The following is a 22,409-nucleotide window of genomic DNA, read 5'->3' on the forward strand; positions in this document are numbered from 1 at the left end:
CGTATTATGAATTCTGATTAGAACCATGAACGATTCGTGACATTTCTAAACAAAACTTAATAAAACCTTACAAAACTTAACAAAAGTCACATTCAATATGATATGATTTTTTTAAAATATTAGAAAACTAGCAAAAGGAGGGATTGTTATGGAGGAAAAGGCCTATACTCCCGATGAAGTCGCGCAGATTTTTCAAATTTCCAAGCACACCGTTTACGAGCTTATCAAACGCGGAGAGCTTCAGGCCTTCAAGATCGGTAATAAAATGAGAATCGAACATGCGGAACTGGAAAGATATAAAGAAAACATGAAAGCGCCAGCAAAGAAACCGGCTGAAGAACAGGCTTCACCCGTATACCATCATACAGCACCAATTCGTTTGTCTGGCAGCCACGACTTTCTGGTTGAGCATATTTCCAAACAGGTAGCGAGTGCCCTAAGCCTGCAAATCCAGCCTTCCTATATCGGAAGTTTGGAAGGGTTGATGCTCTTGTATCGTGGGCAATCTGATATTGCCGCCATCCATCTATTGGACCCGACATCACAAGAATATAATCTGCCATTTATCCATCAGTTATTTATTTATGAATCTATTTTGGTGATGAGATTGGCCGCCCGTGAGCAGGGCTTCATCGTCGCCAAAGGGAATCCAAAAGGGATACAGGATTTCCACGACCTGACCAGAAAAGACGTGCATTTTATTAACAGGCAAAAAGGGGCAGGAACGCGCTTTTTACTAGATTCTAAACTATCAAGCTATGGAATCGATCCTAGTAAAATTTTTGGCTATGGCAACGAGGAATGGAACCACCTATCTGCCGCCTCCTACATAAGCCGGGGAATCGTCGATGTCGCCTTTGGCATTCAGTCCGCTGCCATTCAGTTAGGGCTTGATTTTATACCGGTTGCAAAGGAAAATTTCGACCTTGTTTTTCGCTTCACAGAAAAGAACAAACAAAGCCTGGCGGAACTCATTCGCTTCCTGCAATCAGCCAGTTTCAAAAACAGCTTAACCAATCTCGAAGGTTATGATGTTTCAGATTTAGGAAAAATCATCTATCAAACAACTACATCGGAGGAACTAATTTTATGAGAAAAAATCGTTTATTGATTACTCTATTTGCTTTGATGCTTTTAATTTTATCAGCGTGCGGCAATTCCGATACGAAAACAAATGCTGCTCCTAAAGAAAAGAAAGCAACAGAAAAGCCAGCTCCAACGGAAATGATTTTAGCAACCACTACCAGTACACAGGACAGCGGCTTGCTTGATGTTATCATTCCAATGTTTGAAAAAGAAAATAACGTAAAAGTGAAAACAATTGCAGTTGGTACTGGACAAGCCCTTGAAATGGGAACAAAAGGTGAAGCGGATGCCCTGTTAGTTCACGCTCCTGCAGCTGAAAAAGCGGTAGTTGACGCTGGAGATGCCATCAACTACAAACGCGTTATGTACAATGATTTTGTTTTAGTAGGGCCGAAGGAAAACCCAGCCGATGTTAGTGGCCAGGACATTAAAGCAGCCTTCAAAAAGATTGCTGATACGAAGGGTGTTTTCATTTCACGCGGTGACGACTCTGGTACACACAAAAAAGAATTAAGCATCTGGCAGGCAGATACAATAAAGCCAGAAGGTGAATGGTACGTGTCCACTGGTCAAGGAATGGGACAAACCCTCCAGGTTGCTGCTGAGAAAAAAGGCTATGTATTAACAGACCGCGCCACATGGTTAGCTCAAGAGAAAAACTTAGACACGTTGAAAATCGTCGTTGAAGGCGGCCAAGATTTAATGAACATTTACCATGTCATGCAGGTTAACCCTGAAAAACATAATATGGTCAACAGCAAGGACGGAGAAAAGTTTGTTAAATTCATGGTAGATAAGAAGACTCAAGAAGTCATTGAAAACTTTGGCAAGAAAGAATATGGACAATCTTTATTTATTAGCTATACAGAATAAAATCTTAACTTAGCTGAAGGCGGCTCTTGATTGGACGGCCTTCCCGGCACCAGGAGGTACGTATGGAACTGCTAATCGATGGACTGAAGAAAGCGATAGAGATGATATTTACCGGTAATCCTGAGGTTTTTGCGATTACATGGCTGACTCTAAAAGTTTGTCTGATTGCCATTCTGATTAGCACCCTGATTGGCCTGCCGCTTGGGATCCTGCTTGGATTGTCGCGATTCCGCGGCCGCCGGGTTTTATTATTATTCATCAATATGGGAATGGGCCTCCCCCCTGTTGTTGCCGGTCTTTGGATAACGATGTTTTTATGGCGTTCCGGCCCGCTGGGTGAGATGAGAATGCTTTACACGCCGACCGCTATTGTGATGGCCCAGGTACTAGTCTCGTTACCGATCGTGACAAGCCTGACAAGTTCGGCTTTCCAGCAAATCAACGAAAAAATGTTACTACAGATTAGGGCCCTTGGCGCTACTAAGCTACAGACATTAATGATTCTCTTAAAGCAATCGAAAATTGCGATTGTTGCTGCAATTATGGCGGGCTTTGGCCGAGTCATTGCCGAGGTAGGCGCCGCGCTGATGGTCGGCGGGAATATCCAGGGAGATACCCGCATCCTAACGACCACCATCGTGATGGAGGTTTCAAAAGGTAACTTCGATATTGCATTGGCTTTGTCGTTTATCCTGTTATCCCTAGCCCTGTTGATTACAGCGGCATTAACTTTTCTGCAGCAAAGGAGGCGTTTCTCGTGACACCGTTAATTGAATTGAAAAATATCACTTATGATGCGGGGAACCGGAGCATCCTTAACATTCCTGAATTTCAAATTGAAAGCGGCGAATTTCTGGGGATTATGGGCCCGAACGGTGCGGGAAAAAGCACTTTGCTGAAGCTGATTGCTTTTTTAGAGAAGCCTTCGAGTGGTGAAATTCTTTACCGCGGAGAGGTAATTCCCTCTGGCAGCGCTCCTCTTGAGTTGCGGCGGAAATTTTCGATTGCACTGCAGCAATCTTTACTTTTAGACGGTACTGTTTTTTATAATGTTGCCATTGGTTTAACGTTAAGAAAGGTTCCTAAAAGCGTTATTAAGGAAAAAGTTACGCGCTGGCTGGAGTTGTTTGGGATTAGCCATTTGGCGAAAAAAAATGCCCTTTATTTATCCGGCGGCGAGGCACAACGAGTGAATTTGGCGCGAGCGATGATTGTCGAGCCGGAAATCCTATTTCTTGATGAGCCATTTTCAGCCTTAGATTTTCCTACGAAAATCAAGCTCATGGAAGATTTCAAGGAGATTATTTCCGCAACCGGGACAACCGCTGTGTTTGTGAGCCACGATTTGATGGAAATTCATTATCTAACAAACCGGCTGGCAATTATCGTTGGCGGCGAAGTAAAGCAATCCGGACCTACCCCTCGGGTCCTTGAACATCCCAATTCTTCCACTCAGTCCTTCTTAAATGAGTGGAAAAAGTTCTATCCGATTGCACGTTAAGTTTTTTGCAGCTTTCCTTTACGGGAGGCTGCGTTTTTTTGTTGTTGGTTCTGTACTGATGAGGAGCGGGAATTTGGATTCGCTAATAGGAGGCCTGAATTCGCTAATAGAATGCTTTGATTCGCTAATAGAACGTTTAAATTCGCTAATAGACATTTTTAATTCGCCGATTGAGCCCTTCAATTCGCCGATAGAATGCTTAGATTGTCCGATAAACCGGTTCAATCCGCCGATTAACGTCTAAAATTCGCCGATTGACCCCATAGATCCGCAGATAAAACTTATTTTTCCCGAAACCTCTTTCTTGAATTAAAGCTTTTACAAACATAAAATAATGAAAGGATGAAAATTAAGGGGGATTTTTCCATGAAATATGCGATTGTTACCGGTGCCTCGAAAGGATTGGGCGAAGCCATTACGAAGCGTCTTTTCCAAGAACAAATGGCAGTGATATCGGTGTCCCGAACTGAAAATGAGGAACTAAAAAAACTTGCTGCTGAAAAAGGCGAAAATTATAGACATTTTTCCTGTAATCTTGCCTTGGATAAAGAAGTTCAGGAAGTTTTTATGGAAGTTGCCCATTTTATCTTTAAAGGTGATCCTGAAGAAATTCTTCTTTTCAACAACGCTGGTGTGATTGAGCCGATCCATACGGTTGGAAGCCTGGACCAAACGCCGACTATTCGAAACATTAAGGTGAATTTAATTGCGCCAATCTTGATTACCAATCTATTTTTAAATAAAGCCCAGAATACAAACACTACCATTCAGGTCATCAATGTGACTTCGGGTGCTGCTGTCCACCCAATCGAGGGCTGGAGCGTGTATTGCAGCTCAAAAGCTGGGTTAAATATGTTTACGCAAACAGCGGCTCTTGAGCAAAGGGAACTAGGAACCAATCATAAAATTTTCGCCTTCAGTCCCGGGGTTATGGATACAAAGATGCAAGAAACGATCCGCTCTTCATCCCAAGATGCCTTTAAAGACCTCGAAAAATTCATCGGGTTCAAGGAAAAAAATGTCCTCTTAAAAGCGGATGTAGTGGCCGAGGCGTTAGTAGACCTCGTCTTAAGTGGAACTGTTGAAAGCGGGCAAATTTACAACATTAACGATTTACTTACATAAAGAAAGTGCCGATGCGGCCCTTTCTTTACACTAATCTTCCCGCGGAAACCACAACGTCATAGTTGTTCCTTTTCCAATCCTGCTTTTCACCTTGATACTCCCTTTATGAGCGTCCATTAAGGCTTTCACAACGGAAAGTCCAATACCCGCTCCACCTGTTTTTCGGTCCCGAGACTTATCTCCGCGATAGAATCGTTCGAAAATGTGCGGGATATCTTCCTCCGCCATGCCGGAACCTTCATCCTGTATCCTAAAGCCGACGTAGCCATCGCGGTCCGTTGCCACCGAAATGGTCACATTTTTTCCTTCCGGCGTGTACTTCAAAGCATTGTTTAGAACATTAGAGAGAATTTGCATCAGGCGATCCTTGTCTGCTTCAAAAATCTCCTCCTGCTCAGGCTCTTCAATATGTAACTGAACTCCTTTTTCCTTAAAAATCGGCATAAACATTTCCCACAAGGCCGCCAGTACACTGCCGGCATCGAGCTCTATTTTTTCGAGCTTCATTTGCGGGTTTTCTGCGGCGAGCAATTTTTCCAGCTCGTTCACAAGCCTAACCAACCGCATCAGCTCCTCGTGACTGGCCTGTAGGCGCTGTGGTGTCGGCTCCCAAACTCCATCTTGAAAAGCCTCTATCTGACTTCTTAAGGTAGCAAGCGGGGTTCGGAGCTCATGGGCTAAGTCCCCCGTAAACTGTTTCCGCAGCATTTCCTCCTTTGCCAGCGATTGCGCCAGATTATTAAAGGAAATGGCCAGCTGCTTGATCTCGGTTGGCAGCCCCTTTAATGGGATGCGGATATTGAGGTTGTGCTGCTGCAACTCATCGGCCGCAAACGAGAGCTTTTTCAAACCAGAGGTTAATTTTTTTGAAAAAAGCATGCTGAAGACAATCGCCAGCACAACGGTTAAGCATACGGCGGCATATATGTATAACTGGATAGTTTGGATAAATGTATACTCGTCATCAATTAAGCCCTCCGGATAAATGGCGACGAGTTTACCAATAATGGCGTTGTCGACCTTGAGTGTATAATTTTTCGAATGCCATTCCTCACCGCTTGGCTCCGGTTCGGTCAGGCCGAGACTGTTTAGCATGCTGCGGATATTGGAGGAGTCCATCTGGATTTGTCCGTAGCGGTCATACAGCTGAAAATAAAGCTGATCGCCCATCGCATATTCGTGCAGCATCGCAAACACCGGGTCCCTTGTAAAATGGCCATTTTGCCGAAAATCCTTTTCAATTTCGGTGATCACCCTATCAATCTTTTTTTCGCGATTCCGGTCCAAGTAACTATTAAAACTCTCTTCAAAACCGTACTGAATAAAAAAGCTGACGATCAATATACCGATCATCGAAATCAAAAGCAGGTAAAAGAGAATTTTAGACCGGAGCGTTTGCAGCATCGGGAACCCCTCCAAATTTGTAGCCCATGCCAAAAACGGTCATGATGAACTCCGGCTGCCGTGAGTCGGTCTCGATTTTTTTGCGCAGGTTTTTGATATGGGTATCAACGCTGCGCTCATATCCTTCATAATAGATGCCTTCATCCTGAATTTTTTCAAGCAAATCCATGCGGCTGTATACCCGGCCGGGATTGCCCGCCATGTTGGTTAACAGCTTGTATTCAATGGGGGTAAGCGTAATATATTGTCCGTTAACGGTTACTTCTTTTTTCTCTAAATTTATCGCCAGTTTCCTTCTGTTAAATTCAAGGCGGTCTACCTTTTCAGTCTTTTTGACGCGCCTTAATATAGCCTGAACGCGGACAACAACCTCGCGCGGGCTGAACGGTTTCGTTAAATAATCGTCAGCGCCCATGACGATGCCGTTAATTCGGTCGTCTTCTGCTGACTTGGCCGTCAGCATCAGAATCGGTACATCGGATTCCTTGCGGACAAGCCGGCAAACCTCTTCACCGGAAATATCGGGAAGCATTAAGTCTAATATGATTAAATCCGGCTGCAGGGTTTTCGCCTTTTTCAAAGCATCTATTCCATTATCTGCGCTATAAATTTCATAGCCTTCTCTTTCTAGGTAAGCTTCGAGAACTTCTATGATTCTACGTTCATCGTCGACTAATAATATTTTCATTATTATCACTCCCCATATCATTAATATATCATCTTGGGTCTGTGATTTTTGTAACTTCACAAAATCATCATAAGTTCTTCATAACATCTTCAATCTTTCCCGCTAAAATAAGGACATCTAAGAAGAAGGGATTCTCGACGGACCCCCAAGTTATCGAAGCAATCCCCTCTTCGGAATGGTAGTTGGTCTTTATGGCCTCTTACTCATCCCAAAATACCTCTCTTAAAATATAAAAAGGTGTCCCGATGTCGGGGCACCAATTTTTTTATTTGGGAAAGATGTCTTTCCATATACTTTTATCAAACTCCCAATAATAAAATTGATTGTTGGATTTATACACGATGACACAGCCGTTATTCTGAAGCTGGGTTCCCATGATCAGCTCATCGATATTCTCCTGCCGGGAAACAGACCGTCCATACCAAGGATAGCCGGATGCTTCATTGTCCCTGAGCCAAAATCCAAGCCTGCCATTTTTTAATTTACAGACTACTACAAATTGACCTGCATTATTTTGAAAAAATATCGGGGTTCCGACAACGTTAGTAGCAAATGTCTCACTTTTATTCCATTCCCCATCCGGGTCCTGCCAATAGTGGGTCAAGGACGAACCTGACCTTACGATAAGCTCATTGTTTCCGAATTTACTTTTGATTGGAATCGTAATCGAATAATTATTGGGGTTACTATCATGCCATGGATACTCCTTGCTTTTATATCGTTTAGTATGAGTGCCACTGTTTATATGAAGGATTAGTTTTCGGACTGGATCGTCATGATCTCTTATCACCGGGTGGCACAGCCCGCCAGTTTCTTTATTGTTCAGGCAGGATATCATTTCGTCCAGTGTAAAGTATGGACGATAGCGGATCATTGTTGAGGCCGTATCATTTGGATATTTTTTCATTCTGAAGCCAAGCTCCTTTGCCATGTTAACAAACAGGACCTCATCTGTGCCGAAGGAAATCGTTTTGTTTAGAGCATTTTTTAGCCTTTCCAGCCGTTCCTGTTTCAGTAAAGCTTGAACGAGCGGCCTTGAAATCACCTGTCCCACATTAAATACGCCATAGAAAGGGTTAACATTAAAAAACTTTTTCCAACGATTAATGTCTTTCTTCAGTTCTTTTCCAATATACCAGCCGCTTTTTGGGATTCTCAGCTTGACGGCCATATAATCCGTATCTTTCATTTCTTCTTGAACAAATTCCTCGTAGCCTTTTCTGATAAACAAGGCATCCGAATCAATATTAATAAAATAATCGTACTGTATCCCCTGTTTCTCGAGCCATTCCATTGTTTCCAAAAAATAAATGGTCGTCCATCCCCGCTTTAATTTATGGCTGGAAGGGCAGACAGGAACACCTAATCCCTCACATAGTTTCGGGTCCTCTCCCCCGTTGTATAAGACAATGGTACTGCTTGGGCAATAATAGCGAACATTATCAATTAGCTGCTTAACTAACTCTCTGTCTTCATGAACAAGGATGGCAAAACAGACTTTACTGTTGGGGGAAGCTGTTGATTCATTTATATTTTCTATTTTAATAGGATTATTCCTTTCCCGTCGTTCATTAATAATCTCGGCCATTTTCTTCTTGTTGCCACTTGCACGTTGATAGCGTCCGAGAAGATTGGCATTAGCCTTTCCATTTGGGTTTGTTTGATAGCTTGAACTTGGGTGCCATAAATGATAGATTCTTCCTTTAACATTTACAATGTCCCCGCATAGGGTGCGGACAGAATGTGAAAAAGCATCATCCTCCCCTCCCCAGCCAATAAACCGTTCATCAAAACCACCGACTGCTTCGAAGTTTGCCCTTGGTATGACAAAGAGTTTACCGGCAAAACCTGAATAAAGCCAATTTGCTTTTGTACAATCTCCGGAGTTTACATCCATCGGCCATTTTGGTTTCGTTTGAAGCAATTTTTTTGTGCCTTGCTTTTCAACATTATATATCTCAGTAAAAGGAACAACCCATGCTGCTTTTTTTAGTACTTTGATGGCTTCCTCAATAAGTGAGGGGTCATAAACGACATCCGCATCTGCTATGACAAAGATATCTTTTGTAGCCTTTTTAGCTGCTAAGTTGATGGCTTTCGCTTTATTAATGTCTCCACTGATGATTCCCAAACATAGTTCAGCTTCGGGCATGACCTTGGCATAGTACTTTTTGATCCATTCAAAAGCCCTCGCCCTTGGCCCATTGTCTGTTTGGAATGGTATAATGATTGATACATTTTCTAACAACGACAACGCTCTCCTTTTTTCTCCCGTTTTTCTCCCTTTTTTATCTTTTGCTCATGATTTTCATTAGTTCAACGTATTCATCCAAAACCCCAATATCGTAGCGATCCCCGGAAATGATTTTTCCATAGATGGATTCTGTGCCAAGCAAGGTTTTAATAGCATCAGTCAACTGAATTTCCCCATCGACCCCTGCTTTTATTTCCTCCAGACATTTAAATATCTCTGGGGTAAAAATATATCTCCCGATAACAGCCATATCAGAAGGTGGGTCTGTTTTAGGTTTCTCCACAATATTCTCGATTTCGATTGGATTTGTTTTACTTGAACATTGAATGACACCATAATTTTTTAATTGCTCTTGTTGGACTTGCTTTAATCCAATAACACTGCTATTTGTCTCCTTGTAGACATCAATTAATTGTTTAAGAGCAGGAGCCTCGCTGGAAATGACAAAATCATCCGGAAGCAGTACACCAAACGGTTCGTTTCCGACAAACTCTTTGCCTAGCCGAATCGCGTCCCCGAGACCTCTTGCATAGGACTGCCTTGTATAAAAAATTTCTACTTTTGGTAGTTCCAATTGTTTAAGCAAATATTCTTTGTTTTTGCTTCTTAACAAGGTCTCTAACTCCAATGAATGATCAAAATAGTCCATAATCGCGTTTTTTGAATTTGAAGTGATGATTAGTACTTGTTCAATCCCCGATTGAACTGCTTCCTCAACGATATAATGAATGGCCGGTTTTAAACCTACAGGCAGCATTTCTTTTGGTATTACTTTTGTAATAGGAAGATTTCGCGTGCCGTACCCTGCAGCAGGAATGATTGCTTTCCTGACCATAACTTTTCCTCACCTTCTTCTGATTGTTAATAAACAACCGAACATTATTCTTCTAAGAGGACATTAGAAGTTTCTTTTATATTTATGTGAACCGATATGGGATGGAAACGGCTTGTATCACACCCAAGCTGAATATTTCGATTAATTCAACATAGTTTTTTGTACCTTTCAAATGTATGCTCATTCGCATTCAATAAAATAGAGAACCTGCTGCTTAAGTGAAGATGTGTCTGTTCCTGTCATTTCGAATACAGGCAGGAATTTTTTTTTGGAGGGGACGAACAGTGAAACTGGGAATTATGTGTGGGATGCCGCTTAGTGGAAAATCAACCTACGGCAAAACGCTTCAAAAGCAAGGATGGGTGCGTGTGTCTCTCGATGATCTTAGGCTTGCTTTACACGGCCAAGTTTATAAAGCAGAGGCAGAACCTCTCGTGTGGGAAAACGCTGAACTCATGGTCCGGACATTGCTGAAAAGCGGACATGATGTGCTCGTAGATACCACCAACAGAACGAGAGACAGACGAAAAAGATGGAGACGGGTGGCAAAGGAATTTGGCCTTACTTTGGAAATTTTCTATGTGGATACTGATTATGAAACTTGTAAAAAACGAAACAGAGTTTTAAAGCGTTTATCAGATAATGTTTTAAAACAAATATACAAGGAATTCGAGAAGCCTACTTCGGATGAGGGGACTATTAGTCAAATTTCTGGGCTTGATAATCGCAAATAGGAGGATGAAAGGTGAAAGAATATACTAGTTTCGAAATTGACGGAAAGGAAGCTAAAAAATATATCAGTTTTGATGTTGGCGGGACAAAAGTAAAGCATGGGCTATTGTTAGAAGATGGAACCATTCTTTCAAAGGACAGTTACGATACCCATTGCACGAACCTGGACCTATTTTTAAAAGAAATGGCAGAAACAATTAATATGTATACCCAAAATCATCAAGTGAGCGGTGTTGCCATTAGCTTACCGGGTTTTATCAATCCGCATACAGGTTACTCAGAAAGCGGGGGCGCGGTCACAGCTCTGGATCACCAGAATCTAAAAAAACTACTAAAAAAAAGAACTTCTCTGCCAATTGAAGTTGAGAATGATGGAAACTGTGTCGCGTTAGCTGAAAAAGTGAGTGGCAACGCAAAGAATTGTACCGATTTTATTTGTATGACCATTGGTACCGGTATTGGCGGCGGTATCTTTGTAAACGGGAGTCTTTTACATGGACACAGCTTTAGGGGCGGCGAAATTGGTTTTATGATTACAAGGGCAGGAAATTATGACATGGACATATTGCATTCCAATGCTTCCACTAATGCCTTAATAAAAGCCTATAAAAAGCTAAAGGGCATTAGTGAGCACGAACATATTGAAGGAGAAAGAGTGTTTCTGGAATCCAAGAAAAATAGTTCGGTACGAAAACTAGTTGATGAGTGGGTTCAACACATTAGTTATGGAATTTTCAATCTGGCCGCAACCTTAAACCCGCAAAAGATTTTAATTGGCGGCGGAGTAATTGCCCAACAAGGATTGATTAGTAAAATCAATCATAAACTTGACCAGCTCCCTTGGTGGAAACGGATTAAAATACCGGTTGAGCGCTGCAAGTATCAAAATGATGCAGGAATGATTGGCGCGATGTACAACTTTATTGAAAAACAAGGGAGGTAAGTTGTGAGTCAGCAGTGTTTTTAAGTAGAATCTTGCCGCGACTCATGGTCTTCTCCCGTGCTGAGCGCATTGAAAAAGGGCGGCCGCTGTTTTAGCGGTCAGCCCCTTTCTATTAATCTTTCTTTTTGATTTCGTCTGTTAATTCCTCAATGCTTCTTTTCACGTTCGATTTGCCGGAATAGTTTTCAATCAGCTCTTTAAGGTCCAAGCCGCTTGATGCCTTAAGTGACTCCTGCAAGCTTGCCATCAGGTTAGTAGCATAGCCAGTGATTTTATTGGCACCGCCATTTGGGCCGGAACCGCCGCCTGTATCCACGACCGTAATTTTTTCAATATTGGACAGTGGGCTTGCCACCTGCTTCGCGTATTCTGGAAGCATTTTGATGATCATGTCGAGAATCGCAGCCTGGCCGAATTGTTCGAATGCTTCCGCGATCTTTTGCTTCGCTTCCGCTTCGGCAAGACCTTTCATGCGGATGATTTCGGCTTCAGAAAGACCCTGTGCTTTTTGCGATTCTGCTTTAGCAAGACCGTCTAAACGCACGCGCTCAGCCTCCGCTTTCGCCATCGCTTCAATCCGGTATTTATTCGCTTCTGCATCAGCAATTTGCCGGGCTTTTTCTGCCGCAGCAGACTGTTCAATCGAATAGCGGTCGGCATCGGCTTTCTTTTTCACTTCAGAATCATATTGACGTTCACGACGAAGGATTTCTTTTTCCTCGAGTTCAATTTGCTTCTGTCTTTCAATGATTTTTACTTGCATTTCCTGTTCAGTTACGTCCTGTTTAGCCTTAGCGCTTTCAAGGTCGTAAGCCATATCGGCACGGGCCTTGGCGATGTCCTGCTCGCGGCGGAATTCCGCTGTTTTCAACTGATTGACTTTTTCAGCTTCGGCAATTTCTGTTGCCCGCTCCAGCTCTGAACGTTTCGCTTCCTTATCGGCTTCCGCCTTTTTAATGCGGGTTTCTTTTTCCGCTTCAGCTGTAGCGATATCAGCATCCCGCTTCACTTGGGCAATCCGCGGCTTACCAAGGGCCTCAAGGTAACCATTTTTATCGCGAACATCTTTAATCGTAAATGAGACAATGACAAGGCCCATTTTGGCCAGGTCCTGCGATGCCACACGCTGCACTTCCTGCGAGAATTTATCTCGGTTTTTATAGATTTCTTCGACTGTCATCGAGCCAAGAATGGAACGCAGATGACCCTCGAGAACTTCTTTTGCCTCATTTTCTCTTTCTTCCTTCGGCTTGCCGAGGAACTGTTCAGCAGCTGTGGCTATCTCGTTGATGGAACCGCCAATTTTAATGATGGATACCCCATCAGCCATGACCGGTACGCCCTGCTCGGTATAAACCTCCGGGGTCGTTACTTCTAGTTTGCTAGATAACAAGCTTAAAGGTTCTGCCTGTTGGAAAACTGGTAAAATAAACGTACCGCCACCGCGAATGATCTTTATTTTGTTGCCCGATTCGTCGACGTGGACATTTCTGTTTCCGAGGAAACTACCGGTTACAATCAGTGCCTCATCCGGCCCGGCCGTCCGATACTTGGTAATAAATACTCCAATTAATGCAATTAAGATAAGTGCGACAATCCCAATAATTACCCATACAAAACCAAATTCCATGTTTTAACCTCCTCTTTCTCTCTCTTTTATAAAAAGCTTTCCAGTTCCTGGTGAATCGTAACTTCGAGAACCCCATTCTTCACCTGAACAATGAGCACTTTTTCACCGTTTGGTATGGATTCCCCTTCAAAGCTTGTGGCAGGCTTGGCAATCCGGCCGCTGGCATTTTCAATGATAACCTCGCCAAAGCCGTCGGCAGGAATCGGCGTGATGACGGTGCCAATCCGGCCTCTTAAATCAGATTCTTTATAGACAAGCGATTCCTCAGCGGAGGACAACGGTACAAGAACAAATACATTTAATAAAGTAACGACTATAAATGCGATAACCGCTGATATTCCTAGTATCAATAGATAATGAAGGGCCGACAGCCTTTCAAATAGGTAACCGCTTGCAGACAGGACCGTGACAAAAGCAAAGACAAGGACAGGGTTGAGAAAGTGCAGTCCGCCGTCGCCCGTGTCAAAATGAAACACATCCGCAAACAACACATATAAAACAGTTAATACTCCAGAAATGATGAGACCGTACAAATAAATCGTGGCTAATGGCAAGCCGAAAAGTTCCATGTGCATCATCCTTTTCCTTCATAGTGAGTTGTATACACAAAGGAAAGTTTGTTTTCATTTGAGCATAGGACATCCGTCCCTTCCCTCTATCATATGTATAGTCAATAATACGGATAAAAAAGGGAAAAGTTTCACTTTTTGGGGATTATTTATGAAATTTTTCACAAAAATCTTTCGGGAGTTTTTAGCGACAGTTAAAATGGTTTATGCGACAGTAAGAGCGGCCTATACGACAGTAAAACTGGGTTATCCGACAGTGAATCTGTTTAAAGACAGTAAGTACGGGCTATCCGACAGTTAACCAGGTTTATACGACAGTAAGAACAGACCAATTCAACCGCACAACAAAAAGTGCCCCAGCCCTCGGCTGAAGCACTTATTGAATCATATTCAAAAATTTCCTAGTTCGTTCCTCTTTCGGGTTGATGAAGATTTCTTCCGGCTTGTTTCGCTCGACAACAACGCCGCCATCCATGAAGATGACTTCGTCTGCTGCCTCACGGGCAAAACGCATTTCGTGGGTAACGACAATCATCGTCATCCCTTCTTGGGCAAGGTCCTTCATGACCCTTAACACCTCACCGACTAGCTCAGGGTCGAGCGCTGATGTCGGCTCATCAAATAACATTACCTCCGGCTCCATTGCCAAGGCCCGGGCAATTCCGACCCGTTGCTGCTGGCCGCCCGATAGCTGTGAAGGAAAGTAGTCCATTTTATCGCCGAGGCCAACTTTTTGAAGCAGGGCAGCCGCCTTCTCGCGTGCTTTTGATTTCTCCATCCCCTTCACCACTACCGGCCCCTCCATGACATTTTCAAGAGCCGTTCTATGCGGGAAGAGATTATAGTTTTGAAACACCATTCCAGTCAAGCGGCGAAACACGGCGATGCTTTTTTTCGGAACGTTTTTTGAAAAATCAAGACTGTTGCCTTCAATAGAAATGATACCTTTTGTAGGAATCTCAAGTACGTTCAGGCAGCGAAGCATTGTCGTTTTTCCCGATCCAGATGGACCGATCACAACCACAACCTTCCCTTTCCCTACCTCAAGATCTATTCCCTTTAGTACTTCTAATTGATCGAATTGCTTGTGTAAGCCTTTAATTGAAATCATTGGAAATCTCCCTTTTTCAATCGGGTTTTTTCTAAAAAAGGTCATTAAAAATCGATTCGCTGATAGAATAGCTCAATTCGCCGATAGAACGGTGAAATTCGCTGATAGAACGGCCAAATTCGCTGATAGACCCTTGAAATTCGCTGATAGAATCTTATCGAATGTAAAAAATCCAAAACGAAACCCTTTTTAGGTAATAAAATTTACATATTTGAACCCTTTTGTTATTGATTCTACGCAAAATTCACCATATTTTAGAGAAAAGTTTCATCACACATACCGATCCAGCCGCTTTTCCATATATTGCTGAAGCACAGACAAGAAAAAGCAAATAACCCAATAAATAAGAGCGGCTTCGGTATAGACCAACAGAAATTCATAGTTCCGGGAGGCGATTTCCTGGGCGCGGCGGAACATTTCCGTTACAAGCACCAGCGAGGCGAGTGAAGTATCCTTAACAAGACTAATAAATGAATTTGATAATGGCGGTACCGATACTCTCGCAGCCTGCGGCAAAATGATTCTTTTTAAAGCTTGCGCGTAGGTCATGCCAATGGAATAGCCGGCCTCCCACTGGCCTTTTGGGATTGAAAGAATCGCTGCGCGGATAATTTCCGATGCATACGCCCCAATGCTCAGCGAAAAGCCAATGACAGCAGATAGAAACGGATCAAGTGTAATTCCGACGTTCGGCAGCCCATAAAAGATGATAAATAATTGCACTAACAGAGGCGTACCGCGGATGGCGGATACATAAACTCCGGCAATCCCCCGCAATACTTTCCCCTGCGAAATTCGGGCAAGGGCTGTCAATACAGCTAAAATGATCCCGACAATAAACGAAATAATGGTTAAGGGAATGGTGTTCATAATTGCACCCTCCAGCATGGGCTGGAGGGAGGTTTTAGCGATATCCATTAACCTGGCCGTTCGTTCCGGGTCAGCGAAAATACTATTTAAGTACATCTACACCAAACCATTTCTCAGAGATTTTTTTGTAGGTGCCGTCATCGACCATGTCTTTTAAGGCCTTGTTCACGGAATCAACAAGCGTGTCGCTTTTCTTACGGAACATAAAACCGCTTGATGACGCATCTTCACCGGTAGCCACAATTTTAATCGGTGCATCTGGCTTTTGTTTCGTATAATCCAAATAAGCAATTTTATCATTAATTGTTACATCGACGCGATTTTGCGCAAGCAGCTCTACTGCCTGCTGGAAGCCATCCACACCAACAAGATTTGCGCCGTACTTTTTCGCCATATCGCCATAGTTGCTTGTCAATGATTGTGCAGAATTTAATCCTTTAATATCCTCAAATGATTTAACCTTTGTATTACTCTTGTTGGTAACTAGAACAGCAGCAGAAGTAATATATGGGTCTGAGAAATCGTATTTTTCCTGTCGGTCAGGACGGATTCCTACCTCGTTGGCAATCATATCAAAACGCTTTGCATCAAGGCCGGCAAACATGGCATCCCACTGGGTTTCCTTGAATTCTGCCTTTACTCCAATACGCTTGGCAACCTCTTCGGCGAGATCCACATCAAATCCGGTTAAATTGCCGTTTGTATCATGGAAGGTGAATGGTGGGTATGTCCCTTCTGTTCCGATTAAAATTTTTCCGTCATCCTTAACCTTGGCTAATAAATCATTTTCCGTTTTCTCTGCCGTTTTATTGTCCGTCTTTTTATTTTTATCGGCCTTGTCATCCTTGCCGCAGGCTGCCAATACAAGCATGAAGCTCAACAGCAAGGCGAAAATGATGGATATTTTTTTCATGATGGTTACCTCCTAAGTTTGAGTTTTGCTAATCCCACAAAAGTGATGGGTTTATTTTGCCCTTTTATAAAAATTAAAAACCTATCAGAATGGTTCTGATAGGTTAAAATTTCTTATATAATGGCGTTCAGTTTGGAGGTAGGCTCTTGATACATTCCGGTTACATCCACGATTGTACCGAGAATGACATCTTGATCGTTCTCCACAAATGGTTTAATGGAAAATAACAATACCTTATCATTTAGGTCTATTTCAAAAGTACGCTCCTCTTGCCTGTTTATACACAAGCGACAGTAATCACTAAGAATACCTTGAGAATCCGGAAAAACATTAGCTAGCGGCTGCCCCAGTAGCTTTTTCTGATCATGGCCCAAATGTTCAGTCATATTTCCTTCTCCATAAGTTAGAATAAATTCACTCTCGCTTTTTATTGCTTTAAAAACAAAGCCAGGCAACTGCGGGATAATCGTTTGTTCCTTTTGGTTCTCGAGCTCCTGTTCACTGCTGATAAAATAAAAACCTCTCAATATATAGTAAAATCCAATCGTTTTGAATAAATGACCAGTAAAATTGTCTAAATCAAAGACACTCTGATAGACGGTAAAAATTAAGCTTGTTAGCAATAGATATATAAGTGCCAAGGCGATTGCCAGTTTCGCTTCGCTTTTCTCCAAATAATATTGATACAAGGTAATAATGAGTGAAACAAACTGTACGAAGCTGACAAAATACTCAAAGCCATTTTTCAACGGTGTTGTTCCTTTTCCTTCAATCACTAGCAGCGGAAGGTTTTTTTCGAAAAAAATAAAGATGAAACTAATGATCAAAACTAAGGTTGTGGCAAAGATAAACATTGGCCATCGATAGTCTTTGTTTAATGTTCGATCAGGAAGAAGAAGGATTAAAAAAATAAACAACGCTTGAAAAACCCTTGCCGACACCCAAAACCAGGTAGCTTTTGCAACAGAGCTTTCGGTAAAGAAAAAAGGCATACCCTTAAAGGACAAGGTATGGATTGTATCTAGTGCCCCCACGATAAAAAAAGTAAAGGCAAGCAGCAGCATCCTTCTCGACCGAGTTTTCCCATAGGTTTTTATAGCATTCAGGAAGATGGCCGCAGATATGGAGATGCTGAAAACCTCTAAGATGAAATGGAAGCCAACGTAGTTTTCCGGATTATACAGGGTTATGATTTTCTGCTGAAATAAATGAATGGCTAACAGCAGGATGATCGCAATGGTTGAATAAACTAGAAATTTACCCTCCGTTAAATGGGATCTCATTTAGGTACACCTCCCCGTTATGATTTTATTATAAAACGGGAACTGCCCCTTACAGCATCTGTAATTGTTGCATTTTTATGACTATTTAGCAATCGCTTTCAACATAGTACTTATGTAGTAAAGGTTCCGTCCTTCTATAATATCTTTGGATTAGACATTAATAACGAAATTGAAAAGTACAGTCTAGTTCAATAGCCTTTTATTTTTACAATAAAGCTAAAAGTTCGACAGGAACAAACAAATACCATAGGGGTTTTATATAAATACTAAGTTTTTTGTTGGAAAATATTACTTGTCACCTAACGAAATTTATCGAAAAATACTTAGTAGTGGGATTTTTTTAGGAAGGAATTGGTTAAACATGATAAAAATTGGAATTATAGATGATAATTTTCAATTAACGGTAATACTTAATGAATACCTGTCAAAACTAGTCGATATGAAGGTAGTCGGAATCGCCCATAATGGCATGGAGGGAATGGAGTTGATTAAACGGGAACATCCGGATGTGGTCATTCTGGATTTAATCATGCCTCATACCGACGGATTTTCTTTACTCGAAAAACTTTATGCCGATCATATTTCGACCAAAGTCTTAATGTTAACGGCCTTTGGAAAAGAGGATATCATTAAGAAAGCAAATGAGTTAGGGGTATCTTATTTTCTGTTGAAACCGTTTGAGCTATCTCAGTTATCCGATACAATTAGAACGATTTGTTCAAACGAAAGTTATTCAATAAAAATCTCGAGAGAATCTAAGCCGGCGAACGAGAATAAGAGCGGCGAGAGCTTAGAAGTGAGAATCACCGACGTGCTCCGCTCGATGGGAATTCCAGCAAACCTAAAAGGGTATATTTTCTTACGGGAAGCCATCCAAATGGTGTTCCGCAATGTGGAATTATTAGGCGGGATCACAAAATTGATTTATCCGGCCATCGCCAAATTGTACAATACTACCCCAAGCCGGGTTGAAAGAGCCATCCGGCATTCGATTGAAGTGGGCTGGAACCGGGGAAGTATCGAGCATTTGAATCTGGTCTTTGGAAATACGGTAAGCCCTTTAAAGGGAAAGCCGACGAACAGTGAATTTATTGCACTGATTGCTGATCATTTAAGGCTTCAAAAAGTAGGATAAACTCTTACGTAAAGAGACTGCCTATTGTAAAAGGCAGTCTCTTTTATAGCTAATTACTTCCACCATTCGTCAAACATGCTGGCAGGAAGTCTTCGTTTATGTTCAGTCAAGATATAGCGCTGTTCGATTTTTTCCGCAACCTCCTCGGAAACCTGTTTGCCTTCGAGGTAATCGTCGAGTTCATCGTAGGTAATGCCTAACTCCGTTTCATCGGCCTGACCAGGCTTTTGATCAAGCAGGTCGGCTGTCGGGACTTTTAAATATAGACGTTCGTCTGCACCCAATTCCTTTAGAAGTGCCTTGCCCTGCCTTTTGGATAAGCCGGTCAGCGGCAGAACATCAGCCCCGCCGTCACCGTATTTTGTGTAAAAACCGGTAACCGCCTCGGCTGCATGGTCCGTTCCGATTACAAGTAGCCCTTCCATCCCGCCAACGGCGTATTGAGCAATCATTCTCATTCGAGCCTTAACATTTCCTTTTTGATAGTCGCTCAACGGCTGTGTTGGTGTACCTGTGTCGTATTCCTTCTGGACCTCGTCAACCGCTCCTTTAATATTAAACACCATTTCCCGATCGGCACGAATAAATTCTAGCGCCCGCTTCGCGTCTTCCTCATCCTGCTGGACTCCATATGGCAGGCGGACAGCGATGAATAAGGTATCCGTCCCTTCTTTTCGCAGCTCTTCGACCGCCAGCTGCGTCAGGCGTCCTGCCAGCGTGGAATCCTGACCACCGCTGATTCCAAGCACGTAGCCTTTTGCCTTTGTTTTGGTTAAATACATTTTTAAGAAATCGATTCTCTTCCTGACTTCTTCTTTCGGCTGTATGTTGGGAGAGACGTTTAACTCCTTCATAATTTGTGCCTGCATGCTCATTTATTTGAAACCTCCTGGAAAGTGCTATTATATTGTAATGTACCACAATCGCTGAATTTTCACTAAAAATTGAACGGAATTAGGGCAAAATAGAAAAAGTTAAGCAAATGGAGGTTTTTTATATAATGGAAGCTAAAACATGCAATGAGTCTCGAGTAGTCAGGACCAGTCGGGTTTTCCCAAACGATGTCAACAACCATAATACATTATTTGGCGGGAAGCTGATGAGCGATGTTGATATGCTTGCATCGATTTCAGCAACAAGACATTCTCGAAGCGAATGTGTGACCGCTTCGACCGATTCTGTCGACTTCCTTCAACCTATTACACCGTTGGATTCGGTCTGCTTCGAATCGTTTGTCACTTGGACTGGTACGTCTTCAATGGAAGTTTTTGTGAAAATTATTGCCGAAAACCTGATTTCCGGCGATCGAAAAATTGCAGCCACTGCCTTTTTAACATTTGTGGCATTAGATGACGATGGCAAGCCAACTAAAGTCCCTGGTATCATCCCTGAGACTGAAGAAGAAAAAAAGTTATACGATACAGGGAAAGAAAGGGCCGAAAAACGGAAAGAACATCGGAGACACAGTAAAGAACTGGCCGGATACTTTACAACGCAAAAACCGTGGGAATAACCTGGAGACTTTAATAGGTAAAATAATAGACTAGGTTCACCGCACACTGCTAGAACCTAGTCTATTTTCTGAAGATCTCTTCTGCTAGGAGCATGAGGCGGCTTTTGGAACCAGCCGCGGTCCATCAAAAGGTCGACCCCCTTTGCAGAGTAAATAAGAATTTCAGCAATATATTTCTGATAGTAGGCCACTAAATCAGATCTCATCGATAACGATACCGCATGACCGAGCAGAGCGATATCAATGCCGTTTAAAGAATGAAAAAGAGTAACAACCAGCCGATCAGAAAATGGAGAGACGGTTGAATCCGTCACTTCAATATTGGTTGTAATAATGCCATAAAGCTCTTCTTTCATCAATATATCATTAAACGTTCTAATTTGTTGTTCAGAGATTTTTTTTCCTTCCTTAATAAAGCTATGAATTTCTTTATCCTTAACCACTTGAAGAAGGCCCATACAAAGCAATACCGAAAAATAATTTCGCTCAATATTAAAGAAAATCTCCATTATTTCAGCTACATTTAATGGCCTTTTTTTTCCAAAACCACTAATATAGGAAAGTTTGTCTTCATATTCCACCTTATCCGGATAAGGAACGTATGGCGGACGGTCGTAAATCCCCTTGGACAGCATTAACTCAGTTGCTTGCCTATACAGTTCGGTTGATTTGTAGTTCATCGTGATAAAAAAATCCAAAACATCCTTCCTTGCCACATTAGCCGTCAAAAAACTCCCATTAATCATCAGTAGACGGGTCAAGGAATAAACAAAGCTGAGCCCGAACATATCATAAAATAAAGGCGGGGCCGTCAAATTCACATCTTTTTCTGAAAAACCATCGGGTATTGGAATGCCTTCTTTTTCAAAAATGTTAGTAATTTGTTGAAGGTGTGTTTCCGAATTCTGCAGTGCCCTCTCAAGGATCGGCTTAATTTCCACATCCTTATTGTGATGCAAGAAATAGGTGAGCAAACAGACCGTCATGTTTTCCTGTATGTACGTAGCCCATAATGCGGCAATTTCCGAACTTGACAACCTAATGCTGCGCTCAGACATACGTAAGCCTCCCTAAAAAGTACTCTAAGAATAGAATCCCTGTAATTCATCCATTTTATACAAAGTGAAGCATGGGGACGGTTCTTTTGCATCAAAATTTTGATGCAAAAGAACCGTCCCCACGCCTTAGTTTTGTAATTCTCCGACTAAAATAAACCGGTCCGGTGCAGGTCCGACAAAGTCAAATGGATAGCAGGTGATAAGAGTTATGGCCGCATAATCATACGGCACAATTACAGTCAGGTCGTCTTTATGAACAATCCGCTGTTTTGTAATTTTATAAGTAAAACGGCCCGCTTCCGTTTCGACTTCGACTATATCACCGACTCTAATCAGGCCAAGCTCTTTAAACACCGTATCCCGATGTCCTGCCAATACGGTATTATCATGTTCACCTGGCAGAACGCTTCCCATATAATGTCCAACCCCCTTGGCTAGCTCTGCCTGATCCGTGCCTTGGACGATAGGGAATTCCTTTTTTATTTTTGGAAAAGTAATTTTTCCAAATACGGCGCCTGTTGCAGGCAGGTTAGAATAAAGCGGCGTCTGCTCTGGCTGAGCCTTTTTAATCGGAATTATTTCCTTGTCATAAAATGATACAGGGAACTCCTTTAGGGGAGCTGTATCTTTCTTATTCTCCCATTCCTTTAGCGAAGCACTCACTTGGGCATGGGTTAGATAGATTTGATAGCTACAAAAGAGAATAGAAAAAAGTGAGAGCAGGAAGATTGTTCTCAAACCCCAGAGAAAAATCCTTTTTTTCATCTTCCATCCCTCACTTTTAGATATGGTTTTATAACTTTCGGAACTTCATGAACAGTGTTGCAGATGAACCAAGCGCTAACACTCCGCTTAATAGCAGCCAATTCATCCAAGGACCTGCCGT

General features: G+C 42.3%; 23 protein-coding genes. 10 read left to right on the top strand and 13 right to left on the bottom strand.

Going from position 1 to position 22,409, the window contains the following annotated elements:
- Nucleotides 1-148 precede the first annotated feature (148 nt).
- The 5 genes from KHB02_RS18915 (at nucleotide 149) to KHB02_RS18935 (ending at nucleotide 4,585) form a co-directional block, all read left to right on the top strand.
- Complete coding sequence (locus KHB02_RS18915) at nucleotides 149-1,093, top strand: substrate-binding domain-containing protein (RefSeq protein WP_213144303.1); 945 nt, start codon at nucleotides 149-151, stop codon at nucleotides 1,091-1,093.
- On the top strand, nucleotides 1,090-1,959 hold the full coding sequence (locus KHB02_RS18920) for an ABC transporter substrate-binding protein (protein WP_213144302.1): 870 nt from the start codon (nucleotides 1,090-1,092) through the stop codon (nucleotides 1,957-1,959). The genes KHB02_RS18915 and KHB02_RS18920 overlap by 4 nt, the downstream gene beginning before the upstream one ends.
- Nucleotides 1,960-2,021: 62 nt before the next feature.
- Nucleotides 2,022-2,720, top strand: a complete 699-nt coding sequence (locus KHB02_RS18925; RefSeq protein ID WP_213144301.1) for an ABC transporter permease — start codon at nucleotides 2,022-2,024, stop codon at nucleotides 2,718-2,720.
- Nucleotides 2,717-3,460 carry an ABC transporter ATP-binding protein gene (locus tag KHB02_RS18930; protein ID WP_213144300.1) on the top strand — a complete coding sequence of 248 codons (744 nt, stop codon included), beginning with the start codon at nucleotides 2,717-2,719 and terminating at the stop codon, nucleotides 3,458-3,460. Before KHB02_RS18925 ends, KHB02_RS18930 begins: the two co-directional genes overlap by 4 nt.
- A gap of 366 nt (nucleotides 3,461-3,826) precedes the next feature.
- A complete protein-coding gene (locus KHB02_RS18935) occupies nucleotides 3,827-4,585 on the top strand; it encodes a (S)-benzoin forming benzil reductase (protein ID WP_213144299.1) in 759 nt (252 codons plus the stop codon).
- 30 nt (nucleotides 4,586-4,615) lie between these two features.
- Here the strand turns inward: KHB02_RS18935 and KHB02_RS18940 are convergent, their stop codons facing one another.
- The 4 genes from KHB02_RS18940 to KHB02_RS18955 all read right to left on the bottom strand — a co-directional run bounded on the left by KHB02_RS18940 (nucleotide 4,616) and on the right by KHB02_RS18955 (nucleotide 9,766).
- Entirely contained in the window at nucleotides 4,616-5,989 is a 1,374-nt protein-coding gene (locus KHB02_RS18940) for a HAMP domain-containing sensor histidine kinase (protein ID WP_213144298.1), read from the bottom strand.
- A complete protein-coding gene (locus KHB02_RS18945) occupies nucleotides 5,967-6,677 on the bottom strand; it encodes a response regulator transcription factor (RefSeq protein ID WP_213144297.1) in 711 nt (236 codons plus the stop codon). The genes KHB02_RS18940 and KHB02_RS18945 overlap by 23 nt, the downstream gene beginning before the upstream one ends.
- A 265-nt stretch (nucleotides 6,678-6,942) precedes the next feature.
- On the bottom strand, nucleotides 6,943-8,925 hold the full coding sequence (locus KHB02_RS18950) for a galactosyltransferase-related protein (RefSeq protein ID WP_213144296.1): 1,983 nt from the start codon (nucleotides 8,923-8,925) through the stop codon (nucleotides 6,943-6,945).
- A gap of 40 nt (nucleotides 8,926-8,965) precedes the next feature.
- Complete coding sequence (locus tag KHB02_RS18955; protein ID WP_213144295.1) at nucleotides 8,966-9,766, bottom strand: UTP--glucose-1-phosphate uridylyltransferase; 801 nt, start codon at nucleotides 9,764-9,766, stop codon at nucleotides 8,966-8,968.
- A 284-nt stretch (nucleotides 9,767-10,050) separates the two neighbouring features.
- Between KHB02_RS18955 and KHB02_RS18960 the strand changes: the two genes are divergently transcribed.
- On the top strand, nucleotides 10,051-10,500 hold the full coding sequence (locus tag KHB02_RS18960) for an AAA family ATPase (protein WP_213144294.1): 450 nt from the start codon (nucleotides 10,051-10,053) through the stop codon (nucleotides 10,498-10,500).
- 11 nt (nucleotides 10,501-10,511) lie between these two features.
- Nucleotides 10,512-11,441 carry an ROK family protein gene (locus KHB02_RS18965; RefSeq protein ID WP_241113964.1) on the top strand — a complete coding sequence of 310 codons (930 nt, stop codon included), beginning with the start codon at nucleotides 10,512-10,514 and terminating at the stop codon, nucleotides 11,439-11,441.
- 112 nt (nucleotides 11,442-11,553) lie between these two features.
- Here the strand turns inward: KHB02_RS18965 and KHB02_RS18970 are convergent, their stop codons facing one another.
- Both KHB02_RS18970 and KHB02_RS18975 read right to left on the bottom strand, forming a co-directional pair.
- Nucleotides 11,554-13,071 carry a flotillin family protein gene (locus KHB02_RS18970; protein WP_213144293.1) on the bottom strand — a complete coding sequence of 506 codons (1,518 nt, stop codon included), beginning with the start codon at nucleotides 13,069-13,071 and terminating at the stop codon, nucleotides 11,554-11,556.
- A gap of 26 nt (nucleotides 13,072-13,097) precedes the next feature.
- The gene (locus tag KHB02_RS18975; RefSeq protein ID WP_213144292.1) at nucleotides 13,098-13,640 is read right to left on the bottom strand and encodes an NfeD family protein; all 543 of its coding nucleotides are present in this window, start codon (nucleotides 13,638-13,640) and stop codon (nucleotides 13,098-13,100) included.
- A gap of 151 nt (nucleotides 13,641-13,791) precedes the next feature.
- Between KHB02_RS18975 and KHB02_RS18980 the strand changes: the two genes are divergently transcribed.
- On the top strand, nucleotides 13,792-13,941 hold the full coding sequence (locus KHB02_RS18980; protein ID WP_241113965.1) for a hypothetical protein: 150 nt from the start codon (nucleotides 13,792-13,794) through the stop codon (nucleotides 13,939-13,941).
- A 75-nt stretch (nucleotides 13,942-14,016) separates the two neighbouring features.
- Here the strand turns inward: KHB02_RS18980 and KHB02_RS18985 are convergent, their stop codons facing one another.
- The 4 genes from KHB02_RS18985 to KHB02_RS19000 form a co-directional block, all read right to left on the bottom strand.
- The gene (locus KHB02_RS18985; protein ID WP_213144291.1) at nucleotides 14,017-14,751 is read right to left on the bottom strand and encodes an amino acid ABC transporter ATP-binding protein; all 735 of its coding nucleotides are present in this window, start codon (nucleotides 14,749-14,751) and stop codon (nucleotides 14,017-14,019) included.
- A gap of 270 nt (nucleotides 14,752-15,021) precedes the next feature.
- Entirely contained in the window at nucleotides 15,022-15,717 is a 696-nt protein-coding gene (locus KHB02_RS18990; protein WP_213144290.1) for an amino acid ABC transporter permease, read from the bottom strand.
- A complete protein-coding gene (locus KHB02_RS18995) occupies nucleotides 15,704-16,534 on the bottom strand; it encodes an amino acid ABC transporter substrate-binding protein (protein ID WP_213144289.1) in 831 nt (276 codons plus the stop codon). Before KHB02_RS18995 ends, KHB02_RS18990 begins: the two co-directional genes overlap by 14 nt.
- A 113-nt stretch (nucleotides 16,535-16,647) precedes the next feature.
- Nucleotides 16,648-17,817: an MASE3 domain-containing protein gene (locus KHB02_RS19000; protein ID WP_213144288.1), complete on the bottom strand. Its 1,170-nt coding sequence runs from the start codon at nucleotides 17,815-17,817 to the stop codon at nucleotides 16,648-16,650.
- A 361-nt stretch (nucleotides 17,818-18,178) separates the two neighbouring features.
- Here KHB02_RS19000 and spo0A point away from each other — a divergent pair, with 361 nt between their 5' ends.
- Nucleotides 18,179-18,952 (top strand): sporulation transcription factor Spo0A, encoded by a 774-nt coding sequence (gene spo0A, locus KHB02_RS19005; protein WP_213144287.1) that lies wholly within the window; start codon nucleotides 18,179-18,181, stop codon nucleotides 18,950-18,952.
- A 53-nt stretch (nucleotides 18,953-19,005) separates the two neighbouring features.
- On the opposite strand, the gene nadE is transcribed toward spo0A, so the two are convergent.
- Entirely contained in the window at nucleotides 19,006-19,827 is an 822-nt protein-coding gene (gene nadE / locus KHB02_RS19010) for an ammonia-dependent NAD(+) synthetase (protein WP_213144286.1), read from the bottom strand.
- A gap of 125 nt (nucleotides 19,828-19,952) precedes the next feature.
- On the opposite strand from nadE, the gene KHB02_RS19015 reads away from it, so the two are divergent.
- Nucleotides 19,953-20,465 carry an acyl-CoA thioesterase gene (locus tag KHB02_RS19015; RefSeq protein ID WP_213144285.1) on the top strand — a complete coding sequence of 171 codons (513 nt, stop codon included), beginning with the start codon at nucleotides 19,953-19,955 and terminating at the stop codon, nucleotides 20,463-20,465.
- 56 nt (nucleotides 20,466-20,521) lie between these two features.
- On the opposite strand, the gene KHB02_RS19020 is transcribed toward KHB02_RS19015, so the two are convergent.
- Both KHB02_RS19020 and KHB02_RS19025 read right to left on the bottom strand, forming a co-directional pair.
- Nucleotides 20,522-21,523 (bottom strand): DUF3231 family protein, encoded by a 1,002-nt coding sequence (locus KHB02_RS19020; RefSeq protein ID WP_213144284.1) that lies wholly within the window; start codon nucleotides 21,521-21,523, stop codon nucleotides 20,522-20,524.
- A 126-nt stretch (nucleotides 21,524-21,649) separates the two neighbouring features.
- Nucleotides 21,650-22,288: a class D sortase gene (locus tag KHB02_RS19025; protein WP_213144283.1), complete on the bottom strand. Its 639-nt coding sequence runs from the start codon at nucleotides 22,286-22,288 to the stop codon at nucleotides 21,650-21,652.
- Nucleotides 22,289-22,409: the final 121 nt, after the last annotated feature.

Origin of the sequence: Neobacillus citreus (assembly GCF_018343545.2) — a bacterium.
GTDB lineage: Bacteria > Bacillota > Bacilli > Bacillales > Cytobacillaceae > Neobacillus > Neobacillus citreus.